Here is a 7,921-nt window from a genome sequence, read left to right as displayed (position 1 = left end):
TTCCGTGCCGTGTACCAAGAGCCTGACCTCGGCGGGTTGCCGCCCGGCCTGGACGTGATCGGCCAGTGCCTGGCCAAGGACCCCGGCAAGCGGCCTACCGTTCCCGACCTTGTGGCGGCACTCGCCCGAGCGCTCGGCGAGAGTGAGGGGCACACCGCTGCCACCCAGGTACTCGCCGAGGCCGACTGGCTCCCCGATGCGGTAGCGCAGAGCCTCCTCACCCACGTCCCGCCCCCTCAGCTCCAGCGCCAGGACCAGGGGCATGAGGATGGCGAGACCGTCGGCGACGGGGCCGCTGGGCCATCTGCTGCCTCCGCCGATGCCTTGCTCTCACCGTCCGCAGCCCCGACGGCGCCGCTCGAGCCGCGCCACCCCTCCCGCAAGCAAGTCCTTGCGGTGACGGCGGCCATGCTGACTGCGGTCCTGGGCGTGGTGGCCCTCATGGAGGCGCAGACCATGCCCGGACGCGAGAAGCCCTCCGGCCAACACGAGGCCACCGTCCCGGCCACCACTACCACCTGGCCCGGCACAAGAACGTTGCCGACCAAACCGGCTCAAGAGCCGGTTTCTGACCTTTCGGGCACCGTCAACACCGCTGACACCCTCAAGATGACCACGGCTACCCCCACCTCCTCGGGGACCCCCACTACGCCGGCAGGCCTCACCAGCGGCGAGTCGACTCAGGGGAAAAAGGTTTCTTCGTCCACGGATCCCTCTCCCACCTTCAGCCCCACCACAACTGAAGGCGGCGGCACCATCAGCATCGGCTTAATCGGCGGCTTGCTCGGCGGCTGAGCAGCGCCATAAAGCGCAGCAGACACACCTTCGCCAATCGTCCTGGATCACGACCGCGGAGGCCCATCGGATCTACACCCGGGCCGAGTCCTGTCCCACCAGCGGCACGCGGCTGTACTCCGTCGGCTGCTATGTCGACTTCCCTCCGCCGTACTGCTCGGCCAATGCCCGTTCGCCGGGCAAGCGTGCGCCAGGCCGAAGCTTCCCCGCTGCGATTTCCGCCGCGATGTGGTCGGCGACTTGCCGATAGACGTACTCGGCGGCTTCCGGATTCACGGGCGTGCCTGTCATGTCCCGAGCCTAGGTCGGTAGGCAGCAGTGCGCAGCTTGGGGTAGCGGCATGTACCTCCACGGCATGTAGAAGTTTGGTGCAGTAACGGTGGAGACCGCAGTAACGCTGGAGGGTACGAGGAGGGGTCACATGCTTGCCGAGAAGATCGATGAAGCGACCGGGGCCGCCTACGGCAAGGGTGTTCGGACGGCCGTCCGACTGAAGCGCGCTCTCGAAGCACACGGGATCACCCTTCCTTCCCTGTCCGGCAAGTGGCCCGTGAGCGGAACCCCCATGGTCGAGCTGGGGGGATGGCGGGCGGATGTGGCCGAGGCCCTGGCCGCCGTCCTCGAAGGGAGGGCCGCGGAGTGACCTCTAGGCGCGTCTTCCGGTACGTCGACTACCTGACTCGCCAAGACCCGACCGGCGAACTGTCTTGGGCCGTCCAGTGCGTATCCGGCGACGAGAACGACTGTGGAGCGTCCTCAGGACCGATGAGCGGGGAGACCCCCGCCATTCGATGGATGACCAACCACACTGCCTCGACCGGACACAACCGCTACCGACGAACCTTCACGGACTACGCCCTTACCGAGCCGAAGAGCTAGAAGGCCCGTAGAGACGAGAGAATGGTCCTCTAACCTGGCCCTGAGCTGTATGGAGCGGGTGACGGGCCTCGAAGCCGCGTAGCTAGTTTGGAAGACGCCGTATGCGGATGGCGACTGACCTGGCAACTCGCTGACCTGGGCCGAAGCGCGATCGGCGCCGCTGTTCCCCGTGAGTCTCCGCTGCGTCCCGCGGGATCGGGCACGCGACGGGCACGCGGGGCACAGCCGACCCTCCGCTTTTCAGGCGAGTCCATCGTGTGGAGTGGATCATGTGCGGTCCCGACAGCGACCAGCGTCGACAGCTCGTGGCATACCGCTGCGTACCGTGGCGTCCGTCGTCGTTGCCGTCAGACTGCCGTCAGCCCGGCGGCCTGGTGGTCTCTTAAATCGTGAGGTGCGGGGCCGATGATGGTCGGCGAGTCGGTCAGGCATCCATCCGAGTGCGAAGACTGCGGCGCCCTGGCGGAATGTGACGCCGGTGAAGGCCTGGTCGACGGTCAGGTGCACTGGGACATCACACGAAGGTGTGCCGTGTGCGGCATGTACGTCATCGCGTGTGGTCAGCCCGACGTGCCAGGCGATTTGCGGGAGCGCCTTCTGGCCGAGCACGGTCCGGCGCGGCTACAGCTTCGAGACCCATCGGCCAGTGCGGTCGCGCTCATGAAAGTACTGCGCGCTGAAATGGGACTTGACCTGATCCAGGCGAAGGCCGTGATGCAGCGAGTCCGCGCAGGAGCCCAAACCGGAACGCTGACCGAAATGGAGTTCCTCGCCCACCGGCTACGCCAAGCAGGTGTCCAGGCGACGACAGAACGCCCATAGGTGGTGGCATCAAGTCGTACACGTTGAGTCTGCGAGGCAGCGACTGCCCCGGACCGTGTGGCTGGGGCAAGCTCAGAGCAATGCGTGTCAGATCTTCTGGAAGTGATGGGCTACGTCTCTCACGTGCGGCGGCTCGCCGTAGCTGACCCTGTGACCTGCGCGGATGCCGGGACTAGTTGTCATCATCTGTCAACGTCGGTTCGCCTCGGACGGCCCGGAGACGGTCCGGTCAGGCGGCGGCTGCAATGATCTCTGAATGAGGTATCCCGCTACAGGCGAGCTGTTGCCCGCAGAGCGCGCCTTCATGATCAACGCGACCGAGATCGACATCCTTCCAGGTGTCCGAGGCGATCTGGACGAGCCGCTCGCGTCCGGGGGCCACTCAGATCTTGCTGCAATCCTCCTGCCGCTGGTCGACAAGGGTTGGGTCGAGGTGTGCCGCCTCGTTCCCTGGATCGCCCCCGATGAGGCCCATGGTCTTCAACCGGGTCCTTCCCTCCCGCGAGAGGACCTTCCCGCCCTGCTAGCAGACGCCGAGAACTGGGAGTACCCCGACGACGGTGAATGGCTGGGCCGCCTGACACTCATCCTTACCGAAGCGGGACGACGGATTCCCCAGTGAGTTGCAGTCGAACACACGGTCGGCGTAACGGCTTTGGGCTGGAGTTTCAATGACCGAGTCAAGCGCGGCTGCCTGGGGCTTGGAGCACTAGTTTGGATTGAGTCCCCGCTGCGTCCCGCCGGATCGGGCACGCAACGGGCACGACTGAGGCGGGCTGGTGCCAGCAGGTGTCAGGATCCGGGCGGGCCGACGAGCTACCCGGCGCGGGAATTTCCAACCCTGTCGCTCGCCCTGGGGCGCTGCGAAGAGATCATGCGGAAGGTCTGCGAGGACTTCGAGGCCGACCTGATCGAGTTCAACGGCGAAGAAGACCACGTGCACCTGCTGGTGCACTACCCGCCGAAAGTCGCCCTCTCCAACCTGGTCAACTCCCTCAAGGGCGTCTCCTCGAGCCGCCTGCGGCAGGAGTTCGCCGGCCGCGGGAACCGGGCGATCATGCACGGCCGATTCTGGTCCGGCTCCTACTTCGCCGGCTCATGCGGCGGAGCACCGCTCCAAGTGGTCAAGGACTACATCGAGAACCAGGTGCGGCCCGACTGAGCGCGGGCTGTGGTCGGAGCATTCCGGAGCGAAGCTGCGGCGCCCCGCGCCGCGGGGCTCAGGATCGGATTCCTTCCCCGCCTGAAGGCGGGGATTCCCTCCGAAGATGAGGGATGGGACGTGGCACGGGTGAGACCCCGACCGGGCCGGTCGATGCCCAGCGGGCAGCGACGGCGGAGTCCCTGGGTTGTAGCAGCCTGCCCGGCTGTTGCCGGCACGCCTGCTGACTCGTCTATTGGGCGAGGCGGATCTCGGCTCGGGGCTGATGACGGGGCGGCGCGCGATGCCTAGCGTCGTGGGCATGGACGAAGTGATCCGCTGCGCGGGGCTGACCAAGCGGTATGGGGCAGCGCTCGTGGTCGACGGCCTGGACCTGACGGTCGGAGCAGGCCAGGTCTTCGGCTTTCTCGGTCCCAACGGCTCCGGCAAGACCACCACGATGCGCATGCTGCTGGGTCTGGTGCGGCCCACGTCCGGGCTCGCCTGGATCCATGGGCGCCCGCTGCCCGACCCGGACGGCCTCGCCCGGGTCGGGGCGATGATCGAGGAGCCGGGTTTCCATCCCTGGGCCACCGGGCGGCGCAACCTGGAGTTCCTGGCTCTGGCCGGGAGGGCGCCGTCGCCGGATGCGGTTGGCCGGGTGCTGGTGCGCGTGGGGCTGGCCGAGGCGGCCGGCCGGAAGGTCAAGACGTACTCGCAGGGGATGCGGCAGCGGTTGGGCTTGGCCGCCGCGCTGCTACGCGAGCCGTCGCTGCTCATCCTGGACGAGCCCACCAACGGGCTGGACCCGGCCGGCATCCAGGAGATGCGCTCCCTGTTGCGAGAGTTGGCCGACGCTGGAACCACGGTGTTCCTCTCCAGCCATCTGCTCTCCGAGGTCGAACAGGTCTGTGACCGCGTCGCGGTCTTGCACGCCGGGCGGCTGATCGAGGAGGGCCCGGTGAACGGGGTTGCGCGGCCCACCGTACGGGTGACGGTTGACCCGGTGGACCTGGCGGAGGCGGCAGGGCTGCTCGCGGGATACCGCTGCTGGTCCGACGGATCGGGGCGGCTCCTGGTGGAGGACGCCGATCCGCGCGAGATCAACCGAAGGCTGGGCCAGTCTGGCGTGTGGGCCCACGAAGTACGCCGCGAGCCAGGGACGCTGGAGAACCGCTTTTTGAGCCTGACCGCCGACGACCACGATCGGGAGGGGTCCGATGCGCCTGCTGCGCGCTGAACTTCTCAAGCTTCGCCGCCCGTTGCTCTGGTGCGCCGGGCTCGGCGCGGTCCTTTTCACGGTGCTGCTCGCCGTGGGCGGGGCTGGCAACGCCAAGCAGTACGCCCGGCCGGTCAACGTGCCCAACTGCGCCGAACTCCGCCTTCCCCAGGGTCCCTCCTGCTCCGGCGTCCAGCAGGTGGCGCGGGGCCGCGCCGCGCAGGAGCAGGCCGACCGGACCGCAACCGTGGTGCACACCGCCGACCAGCTGACCGCCCTGGGGGCCGGCGCGGAAGCGGCCGGGTTGATGGCCTCGCTGCCCGGCGCACTGGTCGTCTCACTGCTGGCAGGCGGTCATGTGGGCGGAGAATGGTCCGGACGCACCATCAAATCCCTGCTCACGCACTGCGGTCGGCGGCGGCGCGTGCTGGCGGCCAAGGGAGTGAGCGTGTGGATCGCCTCGGTCGCGGTCATGTCCGCGGACTGGGCCGTCCTCGCTGGAGCCGGGCCCATGGTCGCCCGGCTCAACCACCTACCGCGCGCCCAGACCCCAGCCCTCCATGCGCTCGCGCACTCCGCCGGGCAGTTCGGCCGTGCCCTGCTCGTCCTGGCCCTGTTCGCCGCCGTGGGGGTACTGGCCTCGGTCCTGACCCGCAGCGCCATCGGCACCCTCGGGTCGTGCGCCGCCGTGTACGTCGGCCTGCTGGCCACCGCCTCACTGCAGGGCCTCGGGCGCTGGACCCCGGCGACCTGGATCCAGGACTGGATGGGCTTCGGCGCCGGGCAGTCCTCGATCACGGCCCTGCCGGACAATTTCTGGTCCCGGTTCTTCACCTCCTCGGGTACCGCGCCGAGCCACCTGGTGATCGGCGTCGAGTCCGCGGCCCTCGTAGGAGTCGCCGCCGTGTGCGCATGGGGTGCGGCCGTACGCTTCCGGCGCAGCGACGTCCTTGGATGAGGTACTCCATGGCGCCTGGGCGCCCGTACAGTCAGGGCATGGGCATCTCCCCCCGGCGCACCGATGCTGCTCTTGCGGCGGTGCTGGCGCTGTGGTCGCTGCCAGACGTGCCGTGGTGGTGGCGGCCGCCTGGGCACGCGGCGGCCACCCCGGTGGTCCTCGGCTACCTGGCCCTGGCGCTGGCACAGTCGGTGCCCTTCTGGTGGTGGCGGCGGTTGCCTCTGGTCGTGCTGGGCTGCGCCACCGGAGCTTTTCTGCTGCGCGGGGCACTCGACCGCAACCAGGTCGCCGCCGCCGCCGCGATGCTGACCGCGGCCTACGGGGTGGGGGCGTACGGCACGCAGCGGCGCACGGCGCAGCTCCTCGGCGCGCTGTCGCTGGCCGCGGCCGGCGGCATCGGCCTGCTGGACAACTACCACCGCTTGGAAGGCGTCCCCTTGGCGCTGCTCGGTGCGGCGTTCCTGGTCGGCGACGCGGCCTTTGCCCGGCGCCACGAAGCCGCCGCCGCGGCCGAAGCCGCGCACCTGGCCGAACGGGCCCGCATCGCCCGGGAACTGCACGACGTGCTGGCCCACCAGCTGTCAGCGATCACCGTGCGCGCCGGAACGGCCCGGCTGGTGCCACCCGGCGACCCTTCGGAAGTCTTCGCCGCCCTGGAGAGCCTGAGCCGTGAGGCGCTCACCGAACTCTCACACCTCCTCGGCACCCTGCGCCGGGACCAGGAGATGGCACCGGACCGGCGGCCCGTCCCCACGCTCGCCGAGCTCGACACGCTGATCGACGGCATCCGTACGACCGGAACACCCGTCGACTACCGGACGGAAGGCGACGCCCGCGTGCAACTGACGCCGGGCCTGCAACTGTCGCTGTTCCGGATCTGCCAGGAAGCCCTGACCAACGCCACCCGGCACGCATCCGGAGCGCCCGTGCACATCACCCTGGCCTACCGGCCGGACCATGTCGAACTGGCCGTCGTCAACGGCTCGGCGCCCACGTCAGGGCCGTCGACGAGTGGTGGCGGGCGGGGACTGCTGGGCATCAGGGAGCGAGTCTGCCTGTACGGCGGCCGCATGGATGCGGGTCCGACATCCGAGGGCGGCTTCAGACTGTCCGCATCGCTCCCGTACACCGACGTCCCTGGAAGGGCGGCGTCATGACGATCCGGATTCTGCTCGCCGACGACCAGGCCATGGTCCGCGTCGCGCTGGCCGCCCTGCTCGACGCCCAACCGGACTTTGCCGTGGTCGGTGAGGCCGCCGACGGTGCCGAGGCAATGGCCCTCGCCCGCGAACTGTCCCCGGACGTCGTCCTCATGGACATCCGGATGCCCCGCCTGGACGGCATCGCCGCCACCGAGCGCATCCTCGCCCACCCCTCTCCTCCGCACGTGGTCGCCCTGACCACCTACGACCTCGACGAATACCTCTACGACGTCCTGCGCGCCGGAGCCAGCGGCTTCCTGCTCAAACACGCCCCACCCGAGGAACTCATCCTGGGAGTACGAGCAGCCGCCGACGGAGGAGCGCTCGTGTCTCCGGCCGTCACCAAACGCCTGATCGGCGAGTTCACCCGGCAGCTCCCGCGGATTCCCAAGCCGCCTGCCGCACTGGACCAGCTCACTCCCCGCGAACGCGAGGTCTTCGACCTCCTGGTCCACGGCAGAAACAACTCCGAGATCGCCCGGGAGCTGTTCGTCACCGAAAGCACTGTCAAGACGCACGTCACCCACGCCCTCGCCAAGCTCGGCCTGCGCGACCGCGTCCACGCCGTGGTCTTCGCCTACGAGCACGGCCTCGCTGACCCGCCCCCGGGAAGGAGAACCGAGCCAGGGCGGTACGGCTCCGGGAGCGGCTGATCAACCCACTTCAACTCGGTCAGCGGCATCTGCGGCACGTCGCCAAGGACTGCCCGGTCGCCTTCGACGACCGGACCAAGACCGCCGTGTACCGGCACGTTGCTCGAGGGAGGCTCACCAACTTCATTAGTTATCCGTAGTGTTGTGCATGTATGGTTGCATGTATGGTTGTATGCATGGAGTTGCTGCGCATGTCCAAGGCTGCGAAGCGTCTCGGGATACACCCGATGACGCTTCGCCAGTGGGCGTTGG

General features: G+C 68.7%; 12 protein-coding genes and 1 pseudogene. 11 read left to right on the top strand and 2 right to left on the bottom strand.

Annotation, left to right across the window (positions count from 1 at the left end):
• Nucleotides 1–264 (bottom strand): hypothetical protein (locus tag ACWDA7_RS48100; RefSeq protein WP_450613927.1); only part of this gene is annotated, 264 nt, incomplete at its 3' end.
• A gap of 144 nt (nt 265–408) precedes the next feature.
• Here ACWDA7_RS48100 and ACWDA7_RS48095 point away from each other — a divergent pair.
• Nucleotides 409–795 carry a hypothetical protein gene (locus tag ACWDA7_RS48095; RefSeq protein WP_450613925.1) on the top strand — a complete coding sequence of 129 codons (387 nt, stop codon included), beginning with the start codon at nt 409–411 and terminating at the stop codon, nt 793–795.
• A gap of 129 nt (nt 796–924) precedes the next feature.
• Here the strand turns inward: ACWDA7_RS48095 and ACWDA7_RS48090 are convergent, their stop codons facing one another.
• The gene (locus ACWDA7_RS48090) at nt 925–1,086 is read right to left on the bottom strand and encodes a GntR family transcriptional regulator (RefSeq protein WP_450613923.1); all 162 of its coding nucleotides are present in this window, start codon (nt 1,084–1,086) and stop codon (nt 925–927) included.
• A gap of 130 nt (nt 1,087–1,216) precedes the next feature.
• Between ACWDA7_RS48090 and ACWDA7_RS48085 the strand changes: the two genes are divergently transcribed.
• The 10 genes and pseudogenes from ACWDA7_RS48085 to ACWDA7_RS48040 all read left to right on the top strand — a co-directional run.
• Nucleotides 1,217–1,438 carry a hypothetical protein gene (locus ACWDA7_RS48085; RefSeq protein ID WP_450613921.1) on the top strand — a complete coding sequence of 74 codons (222 nt, stop codon included), beginning with the start codon at nt 1,217–1,219 and terminating at the stop codon, nt 1,436–1,438.
• Nucleotides 1,378–1,674: a DUF7848 domain-containing protein gene (locus tag ACWDA7_RS48080; protein ID WP_450613920.1), complete on the top strand. Its 297-nt coding sequence runs from the start codon at nt 1,378–1,380 to the stop codon at nt 1,672–1,674. The genes ACWDA7_RS48085 and ACWDA7_RS48080 overlap by 61 nt, the downstream gene beginning before the upstream one ends.
• 405 nt (nt 1,675–2,079) lie before the next feature.
• Nucleotides 2,080–2,496, top strand: coding sequence for a hypothetical protein (locus ACWDA7_RS48075; protein ID WP_450613918.1), 417 nt, complete (start codon nt 2,080–2,082; stop codon nt 2,494–2,496).
• Nucleotides 2,497–2,800: 304 nt separating this feature from the next.
• Nucleotides 2,801–3,118, top strand: a complete 318-nt coding sequence (locus tag ACWDA7_RS48070) for a hypothetical protein (RefSeq protein WP_450613916.1) — start codon at nt 2,801–2,803, stop codon at nt 3,116–3,118.
• A 231-nt stretch (nt 3,119–3,349) separates the two neighbouring features.
• Nucleotides 3,350–3,658: pseudogene (tnpA, locus tag ACWDA7_RS48065) on the top strand (IS200/IS605 family transposase); the annotation flags it as partial.
• Between the two features lie 301 nt (nt 3,659–3,959).
• Nucleotides 3,960–4,877 carry an ATP-binding cassette domain-containing protein gene (locus ACWDA7_RS48060; RefSeq protein ID WP_450613914.1) on the top strand — a complete coding sequence of 306 codons (918 nt, stop codon included), beginning with the start codon at nt 3,960–3,962 and terminating at the stop codon, nt 4,875–4,877.
• Nucleotides 4,858–5,814 carry an ABC transporter permease subunit gene (locus tag ACWDA7_RS48055; protein ID WP_450613912.1) on the top strand — a complete coding sequence of 319 codons (957 nt, stop codon included), beginning with the start codon at nt 4,858–4,860 and terminating at the stop codon, nt 5,812–5,814. Before ACWDA7_RS48060 ends, ACWDA7_RS48055 begins: the two co-directional genes overlap by 20 nt.
• Nucleotides 5,815–5,852: 38 nt before the next feature.
• Entirely contained in the window at nt 5,853–6,971 is a 1,119-nt protein-coding gene (locus tag ACWDA7_RS48050; RefSeq protein ID WP_450613911.1) for a sensor histidine kinase, read from the top strand.
• Nucleotides 6,968–7,669: a response regulator gene (locus ACWDA7_RS48045; protein ID WP_450613909.1), complete on the top strand. Its 702-nt coding sequence runs from the start codon at nt 6,968–6,970 to the stop codon at nt 7,667–7,669. Before ACWDA7_RS48050 ends, ACWDA7_RS48045 begins: the two co-directional genes overlap by 4 nt.
• Nucleotides 7,670–7,821: 152 nt before the next feature.
• Nucleotides 7,822–7,921 (top strand): helix-turn-helix domain-containing protein (locus ACWDA7_RS48040; RefSeq protein ID WP_450613928.1); only part of this gene is annotated, 100 nt, incomplete at its 3' end.

The organism is Streptomyces sp. NPDC001156, assembly GCF_053598275.1.
This window is presented reverse-complemented; position numbering and strand designations above follow the sequence as displayed.

What these genes read in the sequence shown, in the direction of transcription:
- ACWDA7_RS48060 (WP_450613914.1), top strand. Translation starts at nt 3,960, where the DNA reads ATGGACGAAGTGATCCGCTGCGCGGGGCTGACCAAGCGGTATGGGGCA.
- ACWDA7_RS48045 (WP_450613909.1), top strand. Translation starts at nt 6,968, where the DNA reads ATGACGATCCGGATTCTGCTCGCCGACGACCAGGCCATGGTCCGCGTC.
- ACWDA7_RS48080 (WP_450613920.1), top strand. Translation starts at nt 1,378, where the DNA reads ATGGCGGGCGGATGTGGCCGAGGCCCTGGCCGCCGTCCTCGAAGGGAG.
- ACWDA7_RS48055 (WP_450613912.1), top strand. Translation starts at nt 4,858, where the DNA reads ATGCGCCTGCTGCGCGCTGAACTTCTCAAGCTTCGCCGCCCGTTGCTC.
- ACWDA7_RS48070 (WP_450613916.1), top strand. Translation starts at nt 2,801, where the DNA reads ATGATCAACGCGACCGAGATCGACATCCTTCCAGGTGTCCGAGGCGAT.
- ACWDA7_RS48095 (WP_450613925.1), top strand. Translation starts at nt 409, where the DNA reads ATGCTGACTGCGGTCCTGGGCGTGGTGGCCCTCATGGAGGCGCAGACC.
- ACWDA7_RS48050 (WP_450613911.1), top strand. Translation starts at nt 5,853, where the DNA reads ATGGGCATCTCCCCCCGGCGCACCGATGCTGCTCTTGCGGCGGTGCTG.
- ACWDA7_RS48075 (WP_450613918.1), top strand. Translation starts at nt 2,080, where the DNA reads ATGATGGTCGGCGAGTCGGTCAGGCATCCATCCGAGTGCGAAGACTGC.
- ACWDA7_RS48085 (WP_450613921.1), top strand. Translation starts at nt 1,217, where the DNA reads ATGCTTGCCGAGAAGATCGATGAAGCGACCGGGGCCGCCTACGGCAAG.
- ACWDA7_RS48090 (WP_450613923.1), bottom strand. Translation starts at nt 1,086, where the DNA reads ATGACAGGCACGCCCGTGAATCCGGAAGCCGCCGAGTACGTCTATCGG.